The following is a 24,907-nucleotide window of genomic DNA, read 5'->3' as shown; positions in this document are numbered from 1 at the left end:
CCTGTCTCCGTCCCGCGTGGCGGGTTGATCCTTTCCAGCGACGATCCTTGCCCTTCCGGACCGCCGACCAGGGCAGACCCACCCTGAGCGGGTCTTCGAGCAGGTGCGTTGCCCGCAATTCCCCCGGACTGGCGACGCGCGTCGCCGGAACGGCTACGCTGGGCTACCTGGTCGGCCGAACTTCGCGCGAGGGGTACGTCACGATGCCGGTCCGTCACTTTCGTGGCTTCGGCTCTTGAGAGCCCAGGTCGCCGTGCGCCGGGAAGCGTTTTCCGCCTGGCCGGGCTGGCCTGCGCGATGGGGGATGTGGGCCGGCGCGAAAGCGCGCTGGATCACCTACGCGCTCGGCTGTGAACTGCTCGCCGTCGTGGCGACCGGGGGTGCGCTGGTCACCGGGTTCGGTGGGCCCGTGCGACCGGTGTGGTTCGCCGCGCTGGTCGCCCTCGGGGTGGCGCAGGCCGAGATGTCCCGCCGCATCGAACGGTTGCGCCGGTGGATGAGCGGGCAGACGCACATCAACGTCACGTCCGTCTGGTACCTCGCCGGCGTCGTGCTGCTCCCGCCCGCTTGGGTGGCCCTGCTGGCCGTCGTGCTCTACACGCACCTGTGGGTGCGCGTGTGGCGTCAGGTCCGTACCCGGCCCGCGCACCGCTTCGTCGCCAGCACGGCGTGGGCGATGCTCTCGTGCTTCGCCGCTTCCTCCGTTCTCGCGGTGTTCGGGCTGCACGGGACGCCGTTGCAAACGCCACGCGGGTTGTTCGCGCTCTGCCTGGCCGCCGCGGTGTTCGAGCTCGTGAACGTCGGGCTGGTCGCCACCGGGATCTACCTCTACACCAGCCAGCGCTCGGCGGCCGACCTGATGGGCACCTGGGAGGACAACGCGTTCGAGCTGGCGACCCTCTGCCTCGGCGGGCTCGCCGCGCTGGCGCTGGTCGAGCAGCCGGTGCTGGTCGTGTTCGTCGTCGCGCCGTTGCTGTTGCTGCACCGCTACCTCCTGCTGAAACAGCAGCTGCAGGTCGCCGCCGTCACCGACGAGAAGACCGGGCTGCTGAACACGGCCGGCTGGCACGAGTCCGCGGTGCGCGAGCACGCCCGCGCCCAGCGGCGCGCCCCCACCGGCGGCTTCGCGGTGCTGATGATCGACCTCGACCACTTCAAGCGGATCAACGACACCTACGGCCACCTGACCGGCGACGACGTGCTGGCGGCCGTCGCGGTCGCGATCTCCGGTTCGGTGCGCCAGGGCGACACGGTCGGCCGGTTCGGCGGGGAGGAGTTCGTCGTGCTGCTGCCCGGGATCGGCCGCGCCGACGTGCTCGCCATCGCCGAACGGGTACGGGTGGCGGTGGGCGAGCTGAACGTCGTGATCTCGACGGGCACCGGCACGGTCCGGGTGAGCGGCCTGTCGGTGTCCATCGGGGTCGCGCGCCACCCGGACGCGGGGCCGACGCTCGACGACATCCTCCGGGCAGCCGACGCGGCCCTGTACCGCGCCAAGGAGGCCGGTCGCAACCGCGTTGCCGTGTGAGGTGGGTGGAAGGCGCCTGTGATGTACGGCGCGAAATACCGGGCCCCGGCAGCCGTTGACACCGATATGAGCGGCGCGGATCACGAGACGGACGTGGTGGTGATCGGCGCCGGCCAGGCGGGGCTGTCCGCGGCCTACCACCTGCGCCGGGCCGGGTTCGGGAACCGGAGCGGGTTCGTCGTTCTCGATCACGGCAAGCGGGCCGGCGGTGCGTGGCAGTACCGGTGGCCGTCGCTGGTGCTGGGGAAGGTGCACGGCATCCACGACCTGCCGGGCCTGGCCTTCGGCACCCCGGACGTGACGCGTCCGGCGTCCGAAGTGGTTTCCGAGTACTTCGCGCGCTTCGAAAGCGTGTATGACCTCCCGGTTTTGCGGCCCGTCGACGTCCGGTCCGTGACGCGGGCGGGGGCGCGGCTGGTGGTTTCGAGCCCGGCGGAGTCATGGGCCGCGCGCGCGGTGATCAGTGCGACCGGCACCTGGGACCGGCCGTTCTGGCCGCACTACCCCGGCCAGGAGACGTTCGCCGGCCGTCAGCTGCACACCGCGGACTACACCGGGCCGGAGGACTTCCGCGGCCGGCGGGTGGTCGTGGTCGGCGGCGGGGCGTCGGCGGTGCAGCTGCTGATGGAGTTCGGCCCGCTCGCCCGCGCGACGGCCTGGGTGACGCGACGCCCGCCCGTGTGGCGCGACGAGCCGTTCAGCGAGAACTGGGGACGCAACGCCGTCGCGAAGGTCGAGGAGCGGGTGCGGGCCGGGCTGCCGCCCGAGAGCGTCGTGAGCGTGACCGACCTGGCCGTGACGCCCGAGGTGCGGGCCGCGCGCGCCGCCGGGATCCTGGACCGCCGGCCGATGTTCGAGCGCATCACGCCCGACGGAGTCGTCTGGGCGGACGGCTCGCGGTTCGACGCCGACGTGATCCTCTGGGCCACGGGCTTCCGCGCGGCGATCGACCACCTCGCGCCGCTGCACGTCCGCGAACCCGGGGGCGGGATCCGGATGGACGGCACCCGCGTGGTGCTCGAGCCGCGCCTGCACCTGGTCGGGTACGGGCCGTCGGCGAGCACGGTCGGCGCCAACCGGGCGGGGCGCGCCGCGGTGGCGGAGATCCGGAAACTGCTGCGTTCCGGCAACTGAGCTGGGGCTTCGCCGGAACCTGTCCCGGCGCCCGGAGCAGTGCACCGTTCAGCGGCACACGCCCTGAACAGCGGAAATCGTCAAAAACTCACCCACTTGACCGATTCAAGGACAAGACACGTCTTGTCATCCGGAAGCCGATCTCGTTACAGTCCGCTTAGTTAGGAAACTTTCCTAACTGTTTCATCGCCGTTCACCGACGCCGCAGCCCACCAGCCACCGCCAGGCCCCGAAGGAGCGCGACGTGCCGTCCATCCGACTACGCCCATTTGCCCGACTCACCCCGGTGATCGCCGCCGTGGTGCTGCTGCCCTCGGCGATCGCCGCGGCCAGCACCACGAAGGCCGCCGATGTCCTGCTGTCGCAGGGAAAGCCCGTCGCCACCTCGACGATCGAAAGCTCGTCGTACACCGGCGCCAAGGCCGTCGACGGCAGCACCACCACCCGCTGGGCCAGCGCCGAAGGGTCCGACCCGCAGTGGCTGCGGATCGACCTCGGCCAGGCCGCCACCGTCCACCGCGTGGTCCTCAACTGGGAAGCCGCCTACGCCAAGAAGTACCGCATCGAGGTCTCCGACGACGGCACGCAGTTCACCACCGCCGCGACCGTCGACACCGGCGACGGCAAGATCGACGACCTCGGCGGCCTGGCCGCCCACGGCCGGTTCGTGCGTTTCGTCGGCCTGACCCGCGCCACGAGCTACGGCTACTCCTTCTGGGAGATGCAGGTCTTCGGCACCACGGACTCCTCCGGTGACACCCAGGCCCCGACCACGCCGACCGGCCTCACCGCAGGCGCGGCCACCGCCACCAGCGTCCCCCTGACCTGGAGCGCCGCCACCGACAACGTCGGCGTCGCCGGTTACGACGTCCTCCGCAACGGCACGCCCGTCGCCACCAGCGCGACGCCGACCTACACCGACACCGGGCTCGCGCCGGACACCACCTACACCTACAGCGTCCGGGCCCGCGACACCGCGGGCAACGTCTCGCCGGCCAGTACCGCGATCACGGTGAAGACCGCGGCCGGAAGCCCGGGTTTCGTCCTGGCCGCGGCCGGCGACATCGCCGAGCGCTGCACCGCGAGCAGCTCGAGCTGCGTCCACGTGAAGACCGCGAAGCTCGTCGAAACCATGAACCCCGCCGCGGTGATCACCATGGGCGACAACCAGTACGACGACGCCCACCTCTCGGACTTCAAGTCCTACTACGACACGACCTGGGGCAAGTTCAAGAGCAAGACCCACCCCATCCCGGGCAACCACGAGACCTACGACGACACGCCGTACAAGGGCTACGACGACTACTTCGGCGCCATCGCGAAGCCGCAGGGCAAGCGCTACTACAGCTGGGAAATGGGCAACTGGCACTTCATCGCCCTCGACTCCAACGACTTCGCCACGCACGAGTTCGCCGAGCCGGCCCAGATCACCTGGCTGAAGCAGGACCTGGCGAACAACACCAAGGGCTGCGTCGCGGCCTACTACCACCACCCGCGGTGGAGCTCCGGCGACCACGGCGACAACAAGGACAGCATCGAGCTGTGGAACATCATGACGGCCAACAAGGTCGACCTCGTCCTGAACGGCCATGACCACGACTACGAACGGTTCGTGCCGCAGAACGCCGACGGCCAGGCCGACGCGAACGGTCCCGTCGAGATCGTCGGCGGTTCCGGCGGCGCCAACCTCTACGACCTGAGCCCGGCCCACGCGACGACCGCCAAGCTGCTGAAGACCCACGGCGTCCTCAAGCTGTCGATGACGGACAACAGCTTCCAGTCGCAGCTGATCGGCGTCGACGGCAAGGTCCTCGACAGCAGCCCCACCTACACCTGCCACTAGGAGGGACGAGCATGTACATCGCGGCAAGCCGTACCTCGGACGTGGCGGCCGGGACCGACCGGAAACCCGCCTTGAAGCGGGTGTCCGCCAACGTCGTGGCGCTCGGTGTGGTCAGCCTGGTCACCGACGTCTCCTCGGAGATGGTCACCGCCGTCCTCCCGCTCTACCTGGTGCTCGGCCTCGGCCTGAACCCGCTGCAGTTCGGGCTGCTCGACGGGCTCTACGCGGGCGCCACCGCGGTCGTGCGGGTGCTCGGCGGGCACCTCGCCGACCGGTGGCGGCGGCTCAAGGCCGTCGCCGGGTTCGGGTACGGCTTGTCCGCGGTGTGCAAGCTCGGCCTGGTCGCGGCCGGCTCGTCGGTCGCGGCGATCGGGGTGGTGCTCGCCGCCGACCGCACCGGCAAGGGCCTGCGCACCGGCCCGCGCGACGCGCTGATCTCGCTCAGCAGCGAGCCGGAGACGCTCGGCCGCTCGTTCGGGGTGCACCGGGCGATGGACACCGTGGGCGCGTTCCTCGGCCCGCTGGTGGCGATGGCGGTCCTCGCGCTGAGCCTCGGCAGCTACACGAGCGTGTTCTTCACCAGCTTCTGCGTCGCGGCGATCGCCGTGCTGCTGCTGGCCCTGTTCGTCCGGGACCACCACCCCGGCGGAGCCGGCCGCGCCGCGGTCTCCGCCAAGGCCGCGTTCGCTCTCCTGAAACAAAGCGACTTCCGGCGCGTGACGCTCTGGGCGGCGCTGCTCGGCCTGGTGACCGTCGGCGACTCGTTCGTCTACCTCGTGCTCCAGCGGCGGTGGGAGATCGCGGCGACGTGGTTCCCGCTGCTGCCGCTGGGCACCGCCGGGGTCTACCTGCTGCTGGCCGTGCCGCTCGGCAGGCTGGCGGACCGGATCGGCCGCTGGCCGGTGTTCCTCGGCGGGCACGCGGCTCTCTGTCTCGCTCTGGTGCTGCTCTGCGGCCCGCAAGCGGGCCTCTGGCTCGCCGTGGTCGCGCTCGGCCTGCACGGCGTGTTCTACGCGGCCACCGACGGCGTCCTGATGGCCGCCGCCGGGCCGCTCATCCCCGCCGGCCTGCGCGCCACCGGGATGGCCGTCGTGCAGACGGGGCAGGCCGTCGCCCGGATGCTCTCGTCCGTCCTCTTCGGACTGGCCTGGACCCTCTGGGACCTGCGGCCCGCGGTGCTCGTCGCCGCGGTCTGCCTGGCCGCCGTGGCCATCGCCGCCGCGATCGCGAAGCCGGTGCGGCCGTGAAGAAACTCGTCCTCGCCCTCGCCGGCACGGTGCTCCTGATCGCCGCGGCCGTCACGTACACGGTCAGCGCCCGGCACGGCACCGCGGAAGCCGGACCTGAAGCGCAGCTGACCCTGGACCCCGGCCAGCTGCTGTTCCGCAGCGTCTCGACGGGCCGCGTCGGCGCCGTCCCCCTCGCCGACCCGGCGGCGCAACCCCGGCTCAGCGGGCTGAAGTGCGACCGGTTCGCGGTGGCGAAGCAGACCGCCGTGTGCCTCGCCGTCAAGCCGGGAACGCTGCCGGCGGTGACCGACGTCCTCGTCCTGGACGACCACCTCGCCGTCCGCCACACCGAGTCACTGCCCGGCACCCCGAGCCGCGCCCGGGTCTCCCCGGACGGCAAGCGCGTCTACTGGACGCTGTTCGTCACCGGCGACTCGTACGCGCAGACCGGCTTCTCGACGCGCGCGGGGGTCTACGAGGTCGACACCGGACGGCTCGTCAAAACGGTCGAAGAGCTCCCGGTGTTCGTCGGCGGCGAACGGTACTTCGCGGCCGACGCCAACTACTGGGGCCTCACCTTCGCCCCCGACGGCACCCGCTTCTACGTGACGCTCGGCAGCAAGGGCAAGACGTACCTCGTCGAAGGCGACTACGCGCGCTACCGCGGGAAAACCCTGCGCGAGAACGTCGAATGCCCGTCGCTGTCCCCGGACGGCACGCGGGTCGCGTTCAAGAAGAAGGTCGGCGACGGCGTCTGGCGGCTCTCGGTCCTCGACCTGAAGACGATGGCGGAAACCGAGCTGGCGGAGCGGAGGAGCGTCGACGACCAGGCGCTCTGGCAGGACGACGGCACCGTCCTCTACGGACTGGAGAACGCCGTCTGGGCGGTCACGGCGGACGGCTCCGGCGCACCGCGGAAGCTGGTCGCCGACGCCGCGTCGCCGGCCGTCACTTAGGACCTGAGGTAGCGCACCTGGCCGTCCTTACCGCGCTCGTACCCGTCCCGGCCCGCGAGGTGTTCCGGCACGCCGACCTCCCACCACGCGCCCGCTTCCGTCCACGCCGACGGCTGCGTCTTCACCACGACCACCGCCGGGCGGCGCTCGGCCGCGGCGGCCTCGCGAGCCGACGCGTAGGCGGTCCGCAGCGAATCCACTGTGGACGCCTCGAACACCAGGCAGCCCAACGACTCCGCATGACGCGCGAAGTCCACTCGCGGCGGTGAAGCGTGCGAAGTCGTGCAGTCGGCGTAGAAGTTGTTGAACGGCTTCCCGCCCTGACCCTCCTGGAGCCGCGCGATCACCGCGTACCCGTCGTTGTCGCAGACGACCGCGACGAACGGGTGACCCGCGAAGGCCGCCGAGAACAGCTCCGAGTTCAGCATCAGGTACGAGCCGTCGCCGAGCAGCGTCGTCACCAGGCCCGGGTGGGCGATCGCCGCGCCCCACGCGCCGGACAGCTCGTAGCCCATGCACGAGAAGCCGTACTCGACGTCCATCGAGACCGACCCCGACCCGCGCCAGCCGCCGATCAGCTCGCCCGGCAGCCCGCCGGACGCCGTCATGACGTAGTCGTCCGGCGCCGAAAGGTCGTTCACCACCCCGACTACCTGCGCGTACGACGGCACCTCCGAGGAGTCCGACCGCAGGGTGTCGATGTGTGTGTCCCAGGAGGCCCGCTCGGCCGCGGCCCGCGAGGTCCACGACGGGTCGACCCGCCAGCTCTCCAGCTGCGCTCCCAGGTCGACCAGGCCCGCGTCGGCGTCCGCGACCACCGACAGGGCCCCGTGCTTGACGGCGTCGAAGCGCGCCGCGTTGAGCGCGATCAGGCGGACGTCGGGGGAGAAGACCGTCCAGGACGCCGTCGTGAAGTCCTGCAGCCGCGTCCCGACCGCGAGGACGACGTCCGCCGCGGCCGCGACGACGTTCGCCGACGTCGAGCCGGTGATCCCCAGCGGTCCCGCGTGCAGCGGGTGCGAGTGCGGCACCAGCGTGCGGCCCGCGGTCGTCTCCACGAGCGGAATCCCGTGCCGCTCGGCGAAGTCCAGCGCGCGTTGCCCGGCACCGGAGTACCGGACACCGCCGCCGAGCACCAGCAGCGGGCGGCGAGCGGCACGCAGGACCCCGGCCGCCTCGGTGACCGAACGCCGGTCCGGTCGCGGGCGCAGGGGCCGGTGCGTGACCGGCGCGAACAGCGCGTCCGGGAAGTCGTACGTCTCCGCCTGGACGTCCTGCGGCAGCGCCAGGGTCACCGGCCCGGCGTCGGCGGGATCCGTGAGCACCCGCGCGACCTGCGGCAACGTCGAAAGCAGCTGCTCGGGCCGGGTGATCCGGTCGAAGTAGCGCGAGACGGCGCGGAACGCGTCGTTGACCGTCGCGGTCGCGTCGCCGAACGGCTCGATCTGCTGCAGCACCGGGTCCGGCGCGCGGTTGGTGAACGTGTCGCCCGGGAGCAGCAGCACCGGCAGCCGGTTCGCGTGCGCGACACCGGCCGCGGTGACCATGTTCAGTGCGCCCGGCCCGATCGACGACGTCACGACGCCGACCTGCCGCCGGTGCGTGGCCTTCGCGTAGCCGACCGCGGCCAGAGCCATGCCCTGCTCGGTGTGCCCGCGCCACACGGGAAGCTCGCCGCGGTGTTCCTCCAACGCCGTCCCGAGGCCGAGCACGTTGCCGTGCCCGAAGATCGCGAACACGCCCGGGAACAGCGGCACCTCCGCGCCGTCCAGGGTTTCCGACCGCTGGGAGAGGAGCCAGCGGACCAATGCCTGAGCCGTCGTCAACTTCACTGGACACGCCCTTCGTGGCTCGTCACCGGACAGCGCGGGTCGAGGTCCTGCGCCGCCCACGTGTCGCGGACCCAGCCGTGCGCCGGGTCGTCGCAGAACGCCATGGACCGCTCCGGCGCGGGCCCGGCCAGGACGTTCAGGTAGTACATCGGGTAGCCCGGGGCGGCCACGCACGGGCCGTGGAAGCCGCACGGGATCAGGAAGACGTCGTGGTCGCGCACGGCGACGTGCTCGTCCAGCTCGCCGTCCGCGGTGTAGGTCCGGTGCAGGCCGAAGCCTTCGCGTGACGGCGTCACGCCGTCGCGGCCGGCGATGCGGAAGTAGTAGATCTCCTCGTTGACGACCTCGCACTCGGAGGCTTCGTCGTGCTTGTGCGGCGGGTACGACGACCAGTTGCCGCCCGGCGTGATCAGCTCGCAGGCGTTGAGCTTGTCCGCGTGGTCCCAGACCCCCGGCACGCCGAAGTTGGTCACCTGCCGCGTCGCCTGCCCGGCGCCGCGCACCTCGACCGGCACGTCTTCGGCGGGGCCGTACTTCGGGTCGAGACGCCGGGTGCAGCGCGCCATCGGCAGCGCGACCTCGAGGCCGTCCTTTGTCGACAATTCGACTTCGGCGTCCCGGGGGACGTAGGCGAAGTCCGTCACGCGAGTGAAGACCGAGTCGCGGCCGCGCAGTTCGAAGGCCTGCCCATCGACCCGGACGGTCGCGGAACCGGCCAAGGGCAGCACGAACGCCTCGAACTCGCCGGTGTGCAGGACGCGCGTTTCGCCGGGAGCCAGGGAGAGCACCCGCAGCCCGGAGTACCGCCACCCGGCGGTGTCCGGGGTCAGCCGGACCGGGTCGGCGTTGTCGGACAGTGTCCCCAGTGGACGGTGCAGCTTGCTCATTTCGCAGCCTCCAGTAACTTTGCGGCGGCTTCGACAGCAGCCCTTGCGTTTCCGCCGAGCTGGGTGTGGCCCGCGACCAGGCCGCGGACGACCCCGTGCCACAGCAGCCACGAGTCCGCGTCGGCGGCCGGGTTGCCCGACGGCGTGCCGCCGAGCACCACCACCGGGAGCGTCGTCGCGTCCAGGACGGCGGCCGAGCCGGTGGGTGGCAGCTTCAGCCAGGTGTGCGCCGACGTCGTGCCGAGGCCGGACGCGACCGTGACGGCCCGCGCCAGCGACACCTCGTCCTCCTGTGGCACGAGTCCGCCCTCGGAGCGGGCGCAGGGGAGCGGCTCGATCATGGCGACCAGGCCGTACGCGGCCAGCTCGGTGACAGCGTCGGCGCACGCCTGCAGGTTCGCGGCCGTGCCCGGGTCGGAATCGACGAGCCGCAGCAGCATCTCGCCGCCGTCGAGACCGCAGTCGATCAGTGTCCGGGCGTCGTAGCCGGTGAACCGGTCGTCGCGGTTCATCGCCCCGAAGACGACCTTGTCGTGCAGCGCGTCGAGCAGGAGCAGCTCCTCGACGACGTCCGGGGTACCGAGGACGCCGTCGACGGCCGGGTTCTCCAGCGCGACCAGCAGCCGCTCCAGCAGCGTTCGCCGGCCGAGAGGAGCGTCGCCGGCCCCCAGGGCCCCTCGGGCTGGGCGATCAGCGGCGACCAGGAACAGCGTGCCCTGGTCGGACAGCAGCTGCGGACGCCGTTTGCGGGTCGCGTACGCCTGCCGGATCGCGCCCGGGTTCGTCGCGCGGGTGTGCAGCAGCTCCTTCCAGCGCTCGTCGCTCAGCACCGAGGTCACAGCAGCTCCTCGATCTCGGCCGCGGTCGGCATGGCGTCGGCGCAGGCCAGGCGGGATGCGACCAGTGCGCCCGCCGTGTTCGCGTACTCCGCGATGCGCACGGGGTCCCAGTCCGAGAGGAGCCCGTGGATCAGGGCGCCGCCGAAGCCGTCGCCGGCGCCGAGCCCGCAGACGACCTCGACGCGTTGCGGCGACACCGTCCACCGGTCCTCCGGCGTCGCCACGAGCACGCCCTCGGCGCCCTTCTTGATCACCGCGAGCCGCAGGCCGCGGTCGAGCATCCGGTCCGCGGCGGCGTCCGGGTCCGCGGTGCCGACGGCGACCTCCACCTCGGCCCGGTTGCCGACCGCGGCGGTGACGTGGTCGAGCATCCAGCCGATCTCGGTTCGCGCGCTTTCGACGTCGGGCCAGAACATCGGCCGGTAGTCCAGGTCCAGGACGGTGTGCTCACGGCGTCCCCGGGCTTCGAGGATCTTCCGCTGGGTCGCCCGCGCCGGTTCGGCGGAGACGCCGGTGCCGGTGACCCACAGCAGCGGCACCGACTCGACGACGTCCCAGGGCACGTCGTCGTCGGTCAGCGTCAGGTCGGGCGCGATGGGGGAGCGGTAGAACAGCAGCGGCGGGTCCGCGGGCGGGTTCAGCTCGCAGAACACCACCGGCGTCTGCAGGTCCGGCGAAGTGCCCACGAAGGACGGTGACACGCCGAAGCCGTCGAGGGCCTGCCGCACGTAGTCGCCGAAGCCGTCCGGCCCGACCTTGGTGAGCACCGCCGTGCGCCGGCCGAGCCGCGCGGCGGCGACCGCGACGTTGGTCGCGGTCCCGCCGAGCGACTTGGCGAACGTGCTGACCCCGGCCAGCGGCACGCCGCTCTGCTCCGGGTACAGGTCCACCCCGACCCGGCCGATCGTGAGCGCTTCGAGCGTCACGCCTTCTCCACCTGCCGCAGTTCGTGTTCGAGGGCTTCCAGTTCCGCGCCGCCCGCCATCTGGCGGGTCAGCTCGTTGATGTCGATCTCGGACTTCTCGTAGTGGCCGAGCGACGCGCCCCGCTTGAGCAGCAGGAACCGGTCCGCGACGGGGTAGGCGTGGTGCGGGTTGTGCGTGATCAGCACGACGCCGAGCCCGCGGTCACGGGCCTGTGCGACGTACTTCAGCACCACCCCGGCCTGCTTGACGCCGAGTGCGGCGGTCGGCTCGTCGAGGATCAGCACCTTCGCACCGAAGTACACCGCACGGGCGATCGCGACGCACTGGCGTTCGCCGCCCGAGAGCGTCCCGACCGGCTGCTCGACGTCCCGCAGGTCGATGCCCATGTCGGACAACGCCTTCTTGGTCGTCTCGCGCCCTTTCTTCCGGTCGAGCATCTTGAAGGGGCCGAACCCGGTCGTCGGCTCGGAGCCGAGGAAGAAGTTCCGCCAGACGCTCATCAGTGGCACCACCGCGAGGTCCTGGTACACCGTCGCGATGCCGCGGTCGAGGGCCTCGCGCGGCGAGGTGAGCCGCACGGGCTCCCCCTCGATGAGGAACTCGCCCCGGTCGTGCTGGTGCACGCCGGCCAGGATCTTGATCAGCGTCGACTTCCCGGCGCCGTTGTCGCCGAGCACGCACGTGACCTCGCCGGCGTTGACCACAGTGGACACATCGCGCAGCGCGATGACGCTGCCGTACGTCTTCCCGATGTCTTTGACTTCGATCAAGCTCATCGGCGTACCCTCTCCGCGCGGCGCCGGAAGGCGTTGTTGACCAGGACCGCGGCCAGCAGCATGATGCCGAGGAACAGCATGAACCAGTCACTGTTCCACTGCGCGAACACGATGCCCTGCCGGGCCATGCCGAAGATCAGCGCGCCGATCGCCGCGCCCACCGCCGAGCCGAACCCGCCGGTGAGCAGGCAGCCGCCGATCACCGCCGCGATGATGTACTGGAACTCCAGCCCGATGCCCTGGTTCGCCTGGACGCTGGCGAAGCGCAGGATGTTGATCGAGCCGACCAGCCACGCGCCGAGCGCGGTGCCCATGAACAGCAGGATCTTCGTGCGCACCACCGGCACGCCGACCGAGCGGGCCGACACCTGCGACCCGCCGACCGCGAAGATCCAGTTGCCGAACCGGGTCCGCACCAGCAGCCAGGCCGCGATCGCCGTGACGGCGATCCACCAGATGATCGACGACTGGAACTCGGTGCCGCCCACGTCGAACGTGGACGCGAACAGCCCGCCGGCCGACTCGTAGCCGCTGGTCGAGCGCATTCCCGACACCTGGACGGTGTTGGTGACCAGCCGCGTCACGCCGAGGTTGAGCCCCTGCAGGGCCAGGAACGACCCCAGCGTGACGATGAAGCTGGGCAGACCGGTCTTCATCACCAGCCAGCCGTTGAACGCGCCGACGCCGAGCGCGAACGCCAGCGAGGCCAGCAGCGCCAGCCAGACGTTCCAGCCCGCCTGCGTCGCCAGGATCGCCGTGACGAGCGACGTCGACGCCGTCATCACGCCCGCCGACAGGTCGAACTCGCCGCCGACCATGAGCAGCGCGACCACGACGGCCATGATGCCCAGGGTCGACGAGTCGTCGAGCCAGGTCGCCACGCCCAGCGGGCTGAGGAACTGGCTGGTGACGACGGAGAAGAACACGAACACGAGCACGGCGCCGAGCAGCGCGCCGATCTCGGGCCGGACCACCAGGCGGTCGGTCAGGCCCTTTTTCGCGACGCGTTCGTCGGGGTGCGCCTGGATGGCTTCGGTCATCGCGTGCCGCGCTGCGCGTACGGGGCCACGGTGTCGATGTTGGTCTTGTCGACGAAGCCGGGGCCGGTCTGCACCGGGTGGCCGCCGCCGATGGTGTTGCCGTTCTCCTTGTACAGCTTGAGGAACACGATCGGCAGGTAGCCCTGCTCGTACTGCTGCTGGTCGACGGCGAAGAGGATGGTGCCGGCCTTGATGGCCGCGACGACGTCGGCGTTCAGGTCGAACGTCGCCACCTGGGCCTTCGAGCTCGCCTCCTTGGCGGCGTCGACCGCGCGGGCCGCGACCTGCGAGTTCAGCGCCAGCACCGCGTCGATCGACGGGTCGGACTGGAGTGCGCCGCGGATCCGCGACTGCGCGTCGGTCGGGTTGGAGATGTCGACCTGCAGAGTGGTGACGTTGCCGAACGTCTGCTTCGCGCCGTCGCAGCGCTGGTTCTGGCCGATGTTGCCGGCTTCGTGGATGACGCACAGCAGCTTCGTCTTGCCGGCGGCCTTGAGCCGCTGCCCGGCGCCCTGGCCCGCGAGGCCCTCGCTCTGCCCGACGTGCGCGATCGCGCCGAACGCCGCGCTGGAGTCCTCGCCGGAGTTGATGGTGACGACCGGGATGCCGGCCTTGACCGCGTTCTGGATCGACGTCTGCAGGGCCTGCGGGTTCGCCATCGAAACCACGAGCCCGCCGACCTTCTGCGCGACGGCGTTGTCGATCAGCCGGGCCTGGTTGCTCGGGTCGCCGTCGGAGAAGTAGTCGACCCCGACGTTCAGGTCCTTGCCCGCCTGCTCGGCGCCGTTCTTCACGACGTTCCAGAAGGCGTCGCCGGCGCTGCCGTGCGTGACGACGGCGATCTTCAGCGGACCGCCCGACCCGGGCGCCGCGGCGGCCGAGGTCGGGCTGCCGCTCGCGCTGCTGTTCGAGTTGTCGGCGCTCGGGCCGCTGCAGGCGGTGAGGACCAAGCCGGCCGCGGCGATCGCCGCGAGTCCGGCCAGTTTCTTGACAGAGAACACAGTCACTCCTTTGGGACCAGGGATTAGAGGGAGCCGATGATCTTCGCGAGGTGGGTCAGGCTGCGCCCGGTGTCCCGGCGGGGGAGGTCGTCGGGGCTCGAGTCGCCGAGGGCGGTGTCCTGTTCGAGGACGTACCAGCCGTCGTAGCCGGCCGCCTGGACGGAGCGCACCATCGACGCCACGTCCACGTCCCCCTCGCCGAGCGGGGTGTAGAGGCCCCGCCCGACCGCGTCGGTGTAGCCGAGCCGTCCCGCGCGGACTTCGCCCGCCAGGTCTTCTCGGACGTCCTTGAGATGCACGTGCCCCACCCGTTCGGGATACCGCTTCGCCAGCTCGACCGGATCCGTCCCGCCGATCATCAGGTGCCCGGTGTCGAGGCACAACCCGAGATCGGAATCGGCGAGGAAGCGCTCGACCTCGGCCTGCTGCTCCACGTGCGTGCCGACGTGCGGGTGCAGCACCGTGCGCAGGCCGTGCGCGGCGGCGATGTCGCGGATCTTCCCGGCCGTGTCGACGAGCGTCGCCCATTCGGCGTCGGTGAGCTTCGGGCGTTCGTCGTAGCCGTCGAGGCCGGTCGCGGCGGCGAGCACCAGGACGTCGCCGCCGCACGCGGCGAACAGCGCCGCGGACTCTTCGGCCTCGTCGAGTGCGTGCTGTTGATCGGTGTGCAGCACGACGGCGAGGAAGCCGCCGACGAGCGTCAGGTCGTACTTCCCGAGCAGCTCCCGCAGCGCGGCCGGGTCCCGCGGGAGGTAGCCGGGCGGGCCCAGCTCGGTGGCCTGGACGCCCAGCTCCGCCATCTCGCCGAGCACGGTCGCCGCGTCCAGCACCCGGCCCCAGCCCGGCACTTCGCAGACGCCCCAGGAGATCGGGGCGGCGGCCACGCGGATCGTCGCTGTCACAAGGGGCCTCCGTTGGTCCGTTGGAGCGCTCTATTGATTAGAGCGCTCCAATCTTGTAGCGTCCGTCACAGCAAAGTCAAGGCCGAGTTTCCGGTGATCAGGGGAGGTGCGCATGGTGCGTCCGACGATGGAGGACGTCGCCGCACGGGCGGGAGTTTCCCGCGCACTGGTCTCCCTGGTGATGAACAATTCGCCGAAGGTCTCCGACGCCCGGCGCGCGGCGGTGCTGCGCGCGGCGGAAGAACTCGGCTACCAGCCGCACGTGATGGCGCGGTCGCTGGCCAGCCGGACGTCCACCGTGCTCGGCGTGATGGTCAACGACCTGCGCAACGCCTTCTTCGCCGACGTCGTCGAGGGGCTCGACGCGGCCGCCCGGGCCGCGGGCTTCGACCTGATCCTCAACACGGGTGGCCGCAGTCCCACCCGCGAGTGGAACGCCCTGCACAACCTGCTTTCCTTCCGCCCGGCGGGGATCATCCTGCTTTCGCCGGTCGTTCCGGCGGCGTCGATCCAGACCGCGGCCAAGCAGTGCCCGGTCGTGCTGGTCTCGCGGACGATCCGTTCGTCCACGGTGGACACGGTGAACGACGACGGCGAGGCGGGGTCCGCCTTGGCCGTCGACCACCTCGTCGGCCTCGGGCACCGGCGCATCGCCCACCTGGACGGCGGTGGCGCGGCGGGCGCGGCCCAGCGCCGTCGCGGGTTCCAGGAGGCGATGCGGCGGCACGGCCTGGAGCCGATCGTCGTGCGCAGCGAGCACACCGACACCGGCGGCGAGAAGGCGGTGCGCGAGCTGCTCGCGACGTACCCGCCGGCGGACCTGCCCACCGGGCTGGTGGCGGGCAACGACTTCAACGCCGTGGGCGCGATCTCGGCCCTGGAGGAAGCCGGGCTGCGCGTGCCCGGGGACGTCTCGGTCGTCGGCTACGACAACACGTCGCTCGCCGCGCTGCGGCACCTCTCACTGACCACGGTGGACCAGCCGCGCACCGAAATGGGACGGCTGGCCTTCGAAGCGCTGATCGAACGCGTCCGCGGGGAGCGCACGGAGCCGGTCCGGCACCTGCTGCACCCGTCCCTGGTGGTCCGCGCGACCACCGCCGAGGTTTCTGCGACAGGAGGGTCATCACGATGAGGTTGGGACTGGCGGGCACCGGCCGGATCGGCACCGCGCACGCGGAGACGCTGAAAGGCTTCGAGGAGGTCGAGTCGGTCGTGGTGGCCGACGTCGACCCCGCGCGGGCGGCCTCCGCCGCGGCGAAGATCGGTGTCGAATCGGCTTCCCTCGACGAGCTGTTCACCGCGGGGCTGGACGGCCTGGTCGTCACGGCGGCCACCGACGCGCACCCGGCCCTGATCATCGCGGCGGTCGACGCGGGCATCCCGGTGTTCTGCGAGAAGCCGGTGGCCGCGGACATCCCCGGCACCCTGGCCGTCATCGACCGCATCGGCGCGTCCGACGTCGAAGTCCAGATCGGGTTCCAGCGCCGGTTCGACGCGGGGTACGCGGCGGCGCGGGCGGCGGTCGCCTCGGGCGAGCTGGGCTGGCTGCACACGCTGCGGGCGACGACGTTCGACCCGGCGCCCCCGCCGGCGGAGTACGTCGCCCACTCGGGCGGGCTGTTCCGCGACTGCGGCGTGCACGACTTCGACATCATCCGCTGGGTCAGCGGCCGCGAGGTCGACGAGGTCTACGCGATCGGCGCCAACCGCGGCGAGCGGTTCTTCGCCGACGCGGGCGACGTCGACACGGCGGCGGCGACGCTGACCCTGGACGACGGCACCCTGGCGACGGTGTCCCTGACGCGCTACAACGGCGCCGGCTACGACGTCCGGCTGGAGGCGCTGGGCTCGGTCTCCGGCGTGGTGGTCGGCCTGGACGACCGGGCCCCGCTGCGGTCGGTCGAACCCGGGGTTCCCCCGTTGCCGGGCCCGGCGTACCCGGGGTTCATGGAGCGGTTCCGTCCGGCGTACACGACCGAGTTGCGTGCGTTCCTCGACGTCGTCGCGGGCCGGTCGCCTTCGCCGTGTGTCGCCGCTGACGCTTTGGAGGCGTTCTACATCGCCGAAGCGTGCGAGGTCTCGCGCCGTGACCGGCGTCCGGTGAAGCTGGCGGAGGTCAGGCGCTGAGGAGCTTGCGGACGGTGCGCTCCACGAGCGTGACGGCCTTCGGCGGGGGAGTGCGGCCGGTCGACAGGTAGCGGTGGACGACGGCGCGCGGGATCTCGACGAGGGCCAGCACGACGTCCTCGTCCGTGCAGCCGGTGAGCGGCGGAAGCGCGCGGGTCGCCTGCTTGAGGGCGGCGCGCAGCGCGTCTTCGTCCTTGGCTACGGCTTCTCTCGCCTCGGGTGACCAGTCGGCGGGGCCGAAGGCGTGCTGGCCGGCGTCGAGTACGCGGGCGCCTTCGGGGTGCTTCCGGGACCAGTGGACGACGCTCGTCGCGGCCGCCACCGCCGCGTCGACCGTGGTCGCGTCGCCGAGGGCGCCGGTGAACGTGTCCTGGAAGTCGCGGACCGTGCGGCGCCAGAGCTCGGCCAGCAGCGCGGGACGGTCCGGGAAGCGGTGGTAGATCGAGCCGTTCGGCGCGCCGGCGGCCTTCGCGGTGGCGGCCATCGTGACCGCGCGGGCGCCGCCCCCGGCGAACAGCGTCGCGGCGGCGTCGAGGAACTGCGCTGTGGTGTGCGTCGCGGGGCGGCCCATGTTGTAGAGATTATGCTCTAATACGTTCTGGAGGACAGTCTCCAGAACGGAGGGTCTCATGGTCCGCAACGTCCACACCCGGAGGTTCCCGGGTGCTTCTTCGTCGTTGGTCTCCCTGCTGGACACGCTCGGCACCCCGGACGACCGGCTCTGGCCGGTTACGGACTGGCCCCCGGCCCGCCTCGACGGCCCTCGCGTCCCGGGCACGCCGGCCGGTCACGGGCCGGTCCGGTACGTCCTGGAGGAGGTGTCGCCGACGCGGCTGCGGTTCCGCTTCACGGCCCCGGTGGGTGTCCGGGGGTACCACGAGTTCACGATCGACGGCGACGCGCTGACGCACGTCCTGTCGGTCTCGCTGCACGGCTGGGCCCGGCTGACCTGGCCGCTGTTCTTCCGCCCGCTGCACGACGCGCTGCTGGAGCAGCTGCTCGACCGGGCGGAGCTGGCGGTGACCGGCCGGGTCGAACGGCCGGTCCGCTGGTTGCCGTACGTCCGGTTCCTGCGCGGGCTGGGCGAAATCCGCTCGCGCGCCCGGCCGCCGGTGGCGAAGATCCGGGCATGATCGCGCTGACACCGTTGGACGAGGCCGCCTTGGCGCGGCTGCTCGAAGCCGCCGCAGCCGGGGCCGATCCCCTGGAGGTGATGCCCCCGGTCGACGGCCGGCCCGGCTGGACCCCGGCGCGCCGCGACGCGTTCCTGGCGTTCCACCGCGCCCGGTCCTTGAACCCGGCGACGGCGGTGGAACGCACGTGGGTGATCGACGCCGAGGGCGTGGCGGTGGGCGCGGCCCGCTTGGAGCCCCACGGCGACGCGGTCGAGGCGGGCATCTGGCTGGCCCGCGACGCCCGCGGCCGCGGGATCGGCAAGCAGGTGACGACGCTGCTGCTGGCCGAAGCCCGGGCCGGCGGCGCGGCAAGGTTCGTCGCCTCGACGACGGCGGACAACCACGGCGCCCGCGCCCTGCTGGCCGGAACGGGTGCGGTGCTCACCGCCGAGGGCGAGGACGTCTCCGCGGAGCTCCCGCTCGGCTGAGCTGAAATTCCACGGTCTTCGCGGGCCGGAAAACGGCCGGCGACGGCGGTCGAACCGGCGGAGTGCCGCGGCGCGCCTGCTTCCGCGACCGGGGAGAGCGCGGCGGCCCCGGAAGCGCGGTCCCACCGCTCCGGTGATGTGCGGAAGCGGTGCTGTCCGCGGCGACGACACCGCCGCGGACCGCACGAACCTCAGTCGAGCTGCAGCTCCGGGGAGTACATCTCGATCCAGTGGTACAGGTCGAGCAGCCGGTCCATGCCGACGCGCGCCGCCGGTTCCATGGTCGCCGGGTCCACTTCGGACACCCGGTGCGCCCACGTGCGGTCGACCAGGCCGAACACCGAGTGGCCCGGCTCCGCGAGAACCTCCTTGACCTGCTGCTGCAACGCCGCCGCGTAGCCCGGGTCCTGCGTCGACGGGTACGGGCTCTTCACCCGCTGGGCCACCGACTCCGGCAGCACGTGCTTGGTCGCGTGCCGCAGGAGGCTCTTTTCGCGGCCGTCGAACGTCTTCAGCGACCACGGCGTGTTGTACACGTACTCGACCAGCCGGTGGTCGCAGAACGGGACGCGGACCTCCAGGCCCACCGCCATCGACGCGCGGTCCTTGCGGTCGAGCAGCATCCGCACGAACCGGGTCAGGTGCAGGTGGCAGATCGTCCGCATCCGCGCGTCCAGGGCGGACTCGCCGTCGAGGTGCTCGACCGAGGCCACCGCCGACCGGTACTGGTCCGCGACGTAGGACTCCAGGTCCAGCTTCTGCCGCAGCTCGGTCGTGTACAGCGACGCGCGTTCGTCCATCATCGCCGTCCGGAACGCCAGCCACGGGAACGTGTCCGCGTTGACGGTCTTCTCGTCGTGGAACCAGCGGTAGCCGCCGAACACCTCGTCGGCCGACTCGCCCGACAGCGCCACCGTCGATTCGCCGCGGATCGCCTTGAACAGCAGGTACAGCGAGGTGTCCATGTCGCCGAGCCCGGCCGGGATGTCCCGTGCCCGCAGCACCGCGCGCCGCACCTCGGGGTCGGTCAGCTCAGCGGGGTTCAGCATGACGTCCTGGTGCGCGGACCCGACCAGGGAAGCGACGTCACGCACGAACGGCGAGTCGGCGGTGTCGCGCATCTCGTCCGGCTTGAAGTTCTCCTCCTGGCCGAAGAAGTCGACGGAGAACGTCCGCAGCTGCTCGCCCTGTTCGGCGAGCCGGGCCGCGGCCAGCCCGGTGACGGCGCTGGAGTCGAGGCCGCCGGACAGCAGCACGCAGCGGGGGACGTCGGCGACGAGCTGCCGGTTGACGATGTCGGTCATCAGCTCGCGCACCCGGGCGACCGTCGTCTCCTGGTCGTCGGTGTGCTGCTTCGCGTCCAGCTTCCAGTACGTGCGCGTGCGCACGCCCTCGCGGGACACGGTGACGATCGTGCCCGGCTGGACCTCCTCCATGCCCTTCCACAGCGACCACCCGGGCCGCTTGGTGAACGCCATCAGCTCGCGCAGGCCGTCGGTGTCGACCACCTTGCCCGCCAGCGGGTTCGCCAGGATGGCCTTCGGCTCCGACCCGAACAGGACCCCGTCCTTGGTCGGGTAGTAGTAGAACGGCTTGATGCCCATCCGGTCGCGGATCATGACGAGCCGGTCGTCGCGCTCGTCCCAGATCGCGAAGGCGTACATGCCGTTGAGGTGGTCGACGACCGCGTCGCCCCACTGCAGGTAGCCGTGCAGCACGACCTCGGTGTCGCTGTCGGTCTCCCACTGGTGCCCGAGCTTCGTCAGCTCTTCCTTCAGCTCGGTGAAGTTGTACGCCTCACCGCTGTAGACCATCGCGACGTCGCCGTTCGGCGTGTGGACGGACATCGGCTGGCGGCCGCCGGGCAGGTCGATGATGGCCAGCCGCCGGTGGCCGAGCGCGACGTGCGTGCGCACCCACGTGCCTTCGTCGTCGGGGCCGCGGCAGGACATGGTCGCCGTCATGGCGTCGACCACGTCGCGGCGGCGGGTGAGGTCGGCGTCGTAGGAAACCCAGCCGGCGATACCGCACATAGGTGATCCCCTCTCCCAAGATTTGCTTAGCCGATACAACTATCGGTAACCCAGGTGTAACACGGCCCGAAGATCTTGTCTGCCCGAATTGCACGTTCCGCACTTGTTCGGTCACTGGGTGTGTCGCGAGTCACTAACCAACTGCATGCGGTGACAACGAGGCAAACGCTTGCGTGACCGCCGCCACCGGCCATCAAGACGGCGTAAACGGGTGTCAGGAACGCATCAAGGCGCCGTCAGCCGTAGGCCGGAACGGGGTTCCCCCGCCGCAGAGTGAACGCGTCCGGTCACCGAACCCGGTGACCCGTCTTGAGAGGTGCCTGTGGCCGACTTGCTCTACGCCGTCCTGCTGATCGGCGTGTTCGTGGTGCTGGCGCTGGTCCTGCGCGGGCTGGAGAGGCTGTGAGCGGCGCGGGGACCGTGGCCGACGTCGTCGGCGGGCTGCTGGCGCTGGGCCTGCTCGTCTACCTGTTCGTCGCCCTGATCAGGCCGGAGAAATTCTGATGCGCCCCGACGTGCTTTTCCCCGCGGAGGGGCCGAAATGACTGACACGACGGCCGGGCTCATCCAGCTCGGCCTGCTCCTCGCCGCCCTCGCCGTGGTCTACCGGCCCATGGGCGACTACCTGGCGCGCGTCTTCTCCACCGAGAAGCACCTCAAGCTCGAAAAGGGTCTCTACCAGCTCTTCCGCGTCAACCCGGACTCCGAGCAGCGGTGGCCGACCTACGCCGCCGGTGTGCTCGGCTTTTCGTTCGTCTCGGTCGTCCTGCTCTACCTCCTGCAGCGCCTGCAGCCCCTTCTCCCGTGGAACCTCGGCCGCGGCTCGGTGAGCCCCGGCGTCGCGTTCAACACGGCGGTTTCGTTCGTCACCAACACGAACTGGCAGTCCTACGTCCCCGAGACGACGATGGGCCACTTCGTGCAGATGGCCGGGCTGACCGTGCAGAACTTCCTGTCGGCGGGGGTCGGCCTGGCCGTGGCGATCGCGGTGACCCGCGGGTTCGTCCGCGCGAAGACCGACCGGCTCGGCAACTTCTGGGTGGACCTGACCCGCGGCACGATCCGCGTCCTGCTGCCGATCGCGTTCGTGTTCGCGATCGTGCTGGTCGCCCTCGGGGTCGTGCAGAGCCTCAAGGCCGGCGTCGCCGTGACGAACCCCGACGGCAGCTCCGGCACCCTCGCCCTCGCCCCGGCCGCGAGCCAGGAGGCGATCAAGGAACTCGGCACCAACGGCGGCGGCGTCCTCAACGCCAACTCCGCGCACCCGTTCGAGAACCCCAACGCCTGGACCAACCTGATCGAGCTGTTCCTGATCCTGGTGCTCCCGGTCAGCCTGACCCGCACGTTCGGCAAGCTGGTGGGCAAGCCCAAGCAGGGCTACGTCCTGTTGAGCGTGATGGGCCTGCTGTGGGCGGCTTCGCTGGTTGTCATCTGGTTCTCCGAAGCGAACGCGAGCAACCCGGCGGCGCTGGCCGCGGGCGCGAGCATGGAAGGCAAGGAACAGCGGTTCGGCATCGGCTCGACGTCGCTCTTCGCCGACACCACCACCGGCACGTCCACCGGCGCGGTGAACGGCGCGCACGACAGCTTGTCCGGCCTCGGCGGCGGGGGACCGCTGCTGAACATGCTCTACGGCGAGATCTCGCCCGGCGGCGTCGGCACCGGCCTCTACGGGATCCTCGTGCTGGCCGTCATCGCCATGTTCCTCGCCGGCCTGATGGTCGGGCGCACCCCGGAGTACCTGGGCAAGAAGCTCGGCAGGCGCGAGGTCACCTGCGCGGCGATCGCCATGCTCGCGATGCCGACCGTGGTGCTCCTCGGTTCGGGGATCGCGCTGCTGCTGCCGGGCACGCCGGGCGCGCTCGGCAACCCCGGCGCGCACGGCCTGTCCGAAGTCCTCTACGGCTACGCGTCGACCGGCAACAACAACGGCAGCGCGTTCGGCGGCCTGACCGCGACGAGCGACTGGTTCCAGTCGTCGTTCGGCGTCGCCATGGCGCTCGGGCGGTTCGTGCCGATCCTCGCCGTGCTCTGCCTGGCCGGTTCGCTGGCCGCGCAGCGCAGGGTGCCGGAAACCGCCGGCACCCTGCCCACCACCGGTCCGCTGTTCGCCACCCTGCTCACCGGCACGGTGGTGCTCGTCGCGGCCCTCACCTTCATCCCGGCGCTCGCGCTCGGGCCCATCGCGGAGGCACTCGCATGACCGTCACCGAAGAACGACCTCAGGTGACTCCCACCACCGAGACCATTGGCCGGGTCGGCGCCGGGGTCTTCAGCCCCCGCCAGCTCTGGACGTCGCTGCCGGACGCCCTGCGGAAGCTCAACCCGAAGCACCAGCTCGGCAACCCGGTCATGTTCGTGGTCTGGGCCGGCTCCGCGCTCACCACCGTCTTCGCGGTCACCGACCCGAGCGTGTTCACCGTCCTGATCACCGCCTGGCTCTGGTTCACGGTCTTGTTCGCGAACCTCGCCGAAGCCGTCGCCGAAGGGCGCGGCAAGGCCCAGGCGGAAAGCCTGCGGAAGTCGAAGAAGGAGACCGTCGCCCGGCGCCTCACCGCAACCGGCGAGGAGCAGGTGCCCGGGGTCGAGCTGAAGATCGGCGACCTGGTCGTCGTCGAAGCGGGCCAGGTGATCCCGGGCGACGGCGACGTCGTCGAGGGCATCGCGACCGTCGACGAGTCGGCCATCACCGGCGAGTCGGCCCCGGTCATCCGGGAGTCCGGCGGCGACCGCAGCGCCGTCACCGGCGGCACCACGGTGCTCAGCGACCGGATCGTCGTGAAGATCACCACCAAGCCGGGCGAATCCTTTGTGGACCGCATGATCGCGTTGGTGGAAGGCGCTTCCCGGCAGAAGACGCCGAACGAGATCGCGCTGACCATCCTGCTCTCGACCCTGACGATCATCTTCCTGCTCGCCGTCGTGGCGCTGCAGCCGATGGCCCGCTACTCCGGCAGCGAGCAGTCCGTGATCGTGCTGACCGCGCTGCTGGTCTGCCTCATCCCGACGACCATCGGCGCGCTGCTGAGCGCCATCGGCATCGCCGGGATGGACCGGCTGGTGCAGCGCAACGTCCTGGCGACGAGCGGCCGCGCGGTCGAAGCCGCGGGCGACGTCTCGACGCTGCTGCTCGACAAGACCGGCACCATCACCTTCGGCAACCGCCGCGCGACCGAGCTGATCCCGGTCGGAACGTCCACACCGGACGAACTGGCCCGCGCGGCCCGGCTCGCCAGCCTGGCCGACGAAACCCCCGAGGGCCGCAGTGTCGTCGAGCTGACGTCGGACCACGCGGCTCAGGACGAGCACGGCGAGTTCGTCCCCTTCACCGCGCAGACGCGGATGAGCGGGCTCGACATCGGGACCCGCCGGATTCGCAAGGGGGCGGCGAGTTCCGTCCGCGCCTGGGTGCGCGACAACGGCGGTGACTTCCCCGACGAGACCGAGCGGGTGGTCGACGAGATCAGTGCCCAGGGCGGCACCCCGCTCGTGGTCGCCGAGGACGCCGTGGTGCGCGGCGTGATCCGGCTGTCCGACGTGGTCAAGCCGGGCATGAAGGAACGCTTCGACGAGCTGCGCTCGATGGGCATCAAGACGGTGATGATCACCGGCGACAACCCGCTCACCGCGAAGGCCATCGCCGCGGACGCGGGCGTCGACGACTTCCTCGCCGAGGCCAAGCCCGAGGACAAGATGGCCCTCATCAAGCAGGAGCAGGAGGGCGGGCGGCTGGTCGCGATGACCGGCGACGGCACCAACGACGCCCCGGCGCTCGCGCAGGCGGACGTCGGCGTCGCGATGAACACCGGCACCTCGGCCGCCAAGGAGGCCGGGAACATGGTCGACCTCGACAGCGACCCGACGAAGCTGATCGAGATCGTCGGCATCGGCAAGCAGCTGCTGATCACCCGCGGCGCGCTGACGACGTTCAGCGTCGCCAACGACCTCGCGAAGTACTTCGCGATCCTGCCCGCGATGTTCACCGGCATCTACGCCCAGCTGGGCGGGCTGAACGTCATGCACCTGGCCACGCCGAAGTCGGCGATCCTGTCCGCCGTCATCTTCAACGCGCTGATCATCGTCGTGCTGATCCCGCTGGCCCTGCGGGGCGTGCGGTACCGGCCGTCGTCGGCCTCGGCCCTGCTGCGCCGCAACCTGCTCGTCTACGGCTTCGGCGGGATCGTCAGCCCCTTCCTCGGGATCTGGCTGATCGACCTGCTCGTGCGCCTCATCCCCGGAATCGGGTGA

22 protein-coding genes are annotated in these 24,907 nt (G+C 71.1%); 12 read left to right on the top strand and 10 right to left on the bottom strand.

Annotated features, from left to right (window positions below; genetic code table 11):
• The first annotated feature begins 304 nt into the window (after positions 1 to 304).
• The 5 genes from ACH54P_RS19480 to ACH54P_RS19460 all read left to right on the top strand — a co-directional run bounded on the left by ACH54P_RS19480 (position 305) and on the right by ACH54P_RS19460 (position 6,690).
• The gene (locus ACH54P_RS19480) at positions 305 to 1,528 is read left to right on the top strand and encodes a GGDEF domain-containing protein (RefSeq protein WP_489916521.1); all 1,224 of its coding nucleotides are present in this window, start codon (positions 305 to 307) and stop codon (positions 1,526 to 1,528) included.
• A gap of 66 nt (positions 1,529 to 1,594) precedes the next feature.
• Positions 1,595 to 2,662 (top strand): NAD(P)-binding domain-containing protein, encoded by a 1,068-nt coding sequence (locus ACH54P_RS19475; protein ID WP_489914704.1) that lies wholly within the window; start codon positions 1,595 to 1,597, stop codon positions 2,660 to 2,662.
• A gap of 286 nt (positions 2,663 to 2,948) precedes the next feature.
• Positions 2,949 to 4,505 (top strand): discoidin domain-containing protein, encoded by a 1,557-nt coding sequence (locus tag ACH54P_RS19470; RefSeq protein ID WP_489914702.1) that lies wholly within the window; start codon positions 2,949 to 2,951, stop codon positions 4,503 to 4,505.
• Positions 4,506 to 4,516: 11 nt separating this feature from the next.
• Positions 4,517 to 5,752 carry an MFS transporter gene (locus ACH54P_RS19465; RefSeq protein ID WP_489914700.1) on the top strand — a complete coding sequence of 412 codons (1,236 nt, stop codon included), beginning with the start codon at positions 4,517 to 4,519 and terminating at the stop codon, positions 5,750 to 5,752.
• On the top strand, positions 5,749 to 6,690 hold the full coding sequence (locus ACH54P_RS19460) for a hypothetical protein (RefSeq protein WP_489914699.1): 942 nt from the start codon (positions 5,749 to 5,751) through the stop codon (positions 6,688 to 6,690). The genes ACH54P_RS19465 and ACH54P_RS19460 overlap by 4 nt, the downstream gene beginning before the upstream one ends.
• On the opposite strand, the gene iolD is transcribed toward ACH54P_RS19460, so the two are convergent.
• From iolD to ACH54P_RS19420, 8 genes are read right to left on the bottom strand one after another with little or no spacing between them, the layout of a single operon-like run.
• Entirely contained in the window at positions 6,687 to 8,522 is a 1,836-nt protein-coding gene (iolD, locus tag ACH54P_RS19455) for a 3D-(3,5/4)-trihydroxycyclohexane-1,2-dione acylhydrolase (decyclizing) (RefSeq protein ID WP_489914697.1), read from the bottom strand. The genes ACH54P_RS19460 and iolD overlap by 4 nt on opposite strands.
• A complete protein-coding gene (gene iolB / locus ACH54P_RS19450) occupies positions 8,519 to 9,409 on the bottom strand; it encodes a 5-deoxy-glucuronate isomerase (RefSeq protein ID WP_489914695.1) in 891 nt (296 codons plus the stop codon). The genes iolD and iolB overlap by 4 nt, the downstream gene beginning before the upstream one ends.
• Positions 9,406 to 10,248 (bottom strand): Cgl0159 family (beta/alpha)8-fold protein, encoded by an 843-nt coding sequence (locus ACH54P_RS19445; RefSeq protein WP_489914693.1) that lies wholly within the window; start codon positions 10,246 to 10,248, stop codon positions 9,406 to 9,408. The genes iolB and ACH54P_RS19445 overlap by 4 nt, the downstream gene beginning before the upstream one ends.
• Complete coding sequence (gene iolC / locus ACH54P_RS19440) at positions 10,245 to 11,174, bottom strand: 5-dehydro-2-deoxygluconokinase (protein WP_489914691.1); 930 nt, start codon at positions 11,172 to 11,174, stop codon at positions 10,245 to 10,247. The genes ACH54P_RS19445 and iolC overlap by 4 nt, the downstream gene beginning before the upstream one ends.
• Positions 11,171 to 11,950: an ATP-binding cassette domain-containing protein gene (locus tag ACH54P_RS19435; RefSeq protein ID WP_489914689.1), complete on the bottom strand. Its 780-nt coding sequence runs from the start codon at positions 11,948 to 11,950 to the stop codon at positions 11,171 to 11,173. Before ACH54P_RS19435 ends, iolC begins: the two co-directional genes overlap by 4 nt.
• The gene (locus ACH54P_RS19430; protein ID WP_489914686.1) at positions 11,947 to 12,990 is read right to left on the bottom strand and encodes an ABC transporter permease; all 1,044 of its coding nucleotides are present in this window, start codon (positions 12,988 to 12,990) and stop codon (positions 11,947 to 11,949) included. Before ACH54P_RS19430 ends, ACH54P_RS19435 begins: the two co-directional genes overlap by 4 nt.
• Positions 12,987 to 13,991 (bottom strand): sugar ABC transporter substrate-binding protein, encoded by a 1,005-nt coding sequence (locus tag ACH54P_RS19425; RefSeq protein WP_489914684.1) that lies wholly within the window; start codon positions 13,989 to 13,991, stop codon positions 12,987 to 12,989. The genes ACH54P_RS19430 and ACH54P_RS19425 overlap by 4 nt, the downstream gene beginning before the upstream one ends.
• A 23-nt stretch (positions 13,992 to 14,014) precedes the next feature.
• On the bottom strand, positions 14,015 to 14,893 hold the full coding sequence (locus ACH54P_RS19420; RefSeq protein ID WP_489914682.1) for a TIM barrel protein: 879 nt from the start codon (positions 14,891 to 14,893) through the stop codon (positions 14,015 to 14,017).
• Between the two features lie 112 nt (positions 14,894 to 15,005).
• Here ACH54P_RS19420 and ACH54P_RS19415 point away from each other — a divergent pair, with 112 nt between their 5' ends.
• Both ACH54P_RS19415 and ACH54P_RS19410 read left to right on the top strand, forming a co-directional pair.
• Complete coding sequence (locus ACH54P_RS19415) at positions 15,006 to 16,028, top strand: LacI family DNA-binding transcriptional regulator (protein ID WP_489914680.1); 1,023 nt, start codon at positions 15,006 to 15,008, stop codon at positions 16,026 to 16,028.
• The gene (locus ACH54P_RS19410; protein WP_489914678.1) at positions 16,025 to 17,023 is read left to right on the top strand and encodes a Gfo/Idh/MocA family protein; all 999 of its coding nucleotides are present in this window, start codon (positions 16,025 to 16,027) and stop codon (positions 17,021 to 17,023) included. The genes ACH54P_RS19415 and ACH54P_RS19410 overlap by 4 nt, the downstream gene beginning before the upstream one ends.
• Here ACH54P_RS19410 and ACH54P_RS19405 read toward each other — a convergent pair.
• On the bottom strand, positions 17,013 to 17,594 hold the full coding sequence (locus tag ACH54P_RS19405; protein ID WP_489914676.1) for a TetR/AcrR family transcriptional regulator: 582 nt from the start codon (positions 17,592 to 17,594) through the stop codon (positions 17,013 to 17,015). The two genes, ACH54P_RS19410 and ACH54P_RS19405, sit on opposite strands and share 11 nt — an antisense overlap.
• A 58-nt stretch (positions 17,595 to 17,652) precedes the next feature.
• Between ACH54P_RS19405 and ACH54P_RS19400 the strand changes: the two genes are divergently transcribed.
• Together ACH54P_RS19400 and ACH54P_RS19395 are read left to right on the top strand one after the other, a co-directional pair.
• On the top strand, positions 17,653 to 18,156 hold the full coding sequence (locus ACH54P_RS19400; protein ID WP_489914674.1) for an SRPBCC family protein: 504 nt from the start codon (positions 17,653 to 17,655) through the stop codon (positions 18,154 to 18,156).
• The gene (locus ACH54P_RS19395; protein WP_489914672.1) at positions 18,153 to 18,626 is read left to right on the top strand and encodes a GNAT family N-acetyltransferase; all 474 of its coding nucleotides are present in this window, start codon (positions 18,153 to 18,155) and stop codon (positions 18,624 to 18,626) included. The genes ACH54P_RS19400 and ACH54P_RS19395 overlap by 4 nt, the downstream gene beginning before the upstream one ends.
• Positions 18,627 to 18,817: 191 nt before the next feature.
• On the opposite strand, the gene asnB is transcribed toward ACH54P_RS19395, so the two are convergent.
• On the bottom strand, positions 18,818 to 20,659 hold the full coding sequence (gene asnB / locus ACH54P_RS19390; protein ID WP_489914670.1) for an asparagine synthase (glutamine-hydrolyzing): 1,842 nt from the start codon (positions 20,657 to 20,659) through the stop codon (positions 18,818 to 18,820).
• A gap of 402 nt (positions 20,660 to 21,061) precedes the next feature.
• Here asnB and kdpF point away from each other — a divergent pair, with 402 nt between their 5' ends.
• From kdpF to kdpB, 3 genes are read left to right on the top strand one after another with little or no spacing between them, the layout of a single operon-like run.
• Positions 21,062 to 21,163 carry a K(+)-transporting ATPase subunit F gene (gene kdpF, locus ACH54P_RS19385; RefSeq protein WP_103337465.1) on the top strand — a complete coding sequence of 34 codons (102 nt, stop codon included), beginning with the start codon at positions 21,062 to 21,064 and terminating at the stop codon, positions 21,161 to 21,163.
• 37 nt (positions 21,164 to 21,200) lie between these two features.
• A complete protein-coding gene (gene kdpA / locus ACH54P_RS19380; protein ID WP_489914668.1) occupies positions 21,201 to 22,862 on the top strand; it encodes a potassium-transporting ATPase subunit KdpA in 1,662 nt (553 codons plus the stop codon).
• The gene (kdpB, locus tag ACH54P_RS19375) at positions 22,859 to 24,907 is read left to right on the top strand and encodes a potassium-transporting ATPase subunit KdpB (RefSeq protein WP_489914666.1); all 2,049 of its coding nucleotides are present in this window, start codon (positions 22,859 to 22,861) and stop codon (positions 24,905 to 24,907) included. The genes kdpA and kdpB overlap by 4 nt, the downstream gene beginning before the upstream one ends.

This window comes from Amycolatopsis sp. N2S4-7 (assembly GCF_058119595.1).
The sequence above is the reverse complement of the archived record's forward strand: the minus strand, read 5'-3'. Positions and strand labels throughout refer to the sequence as shown.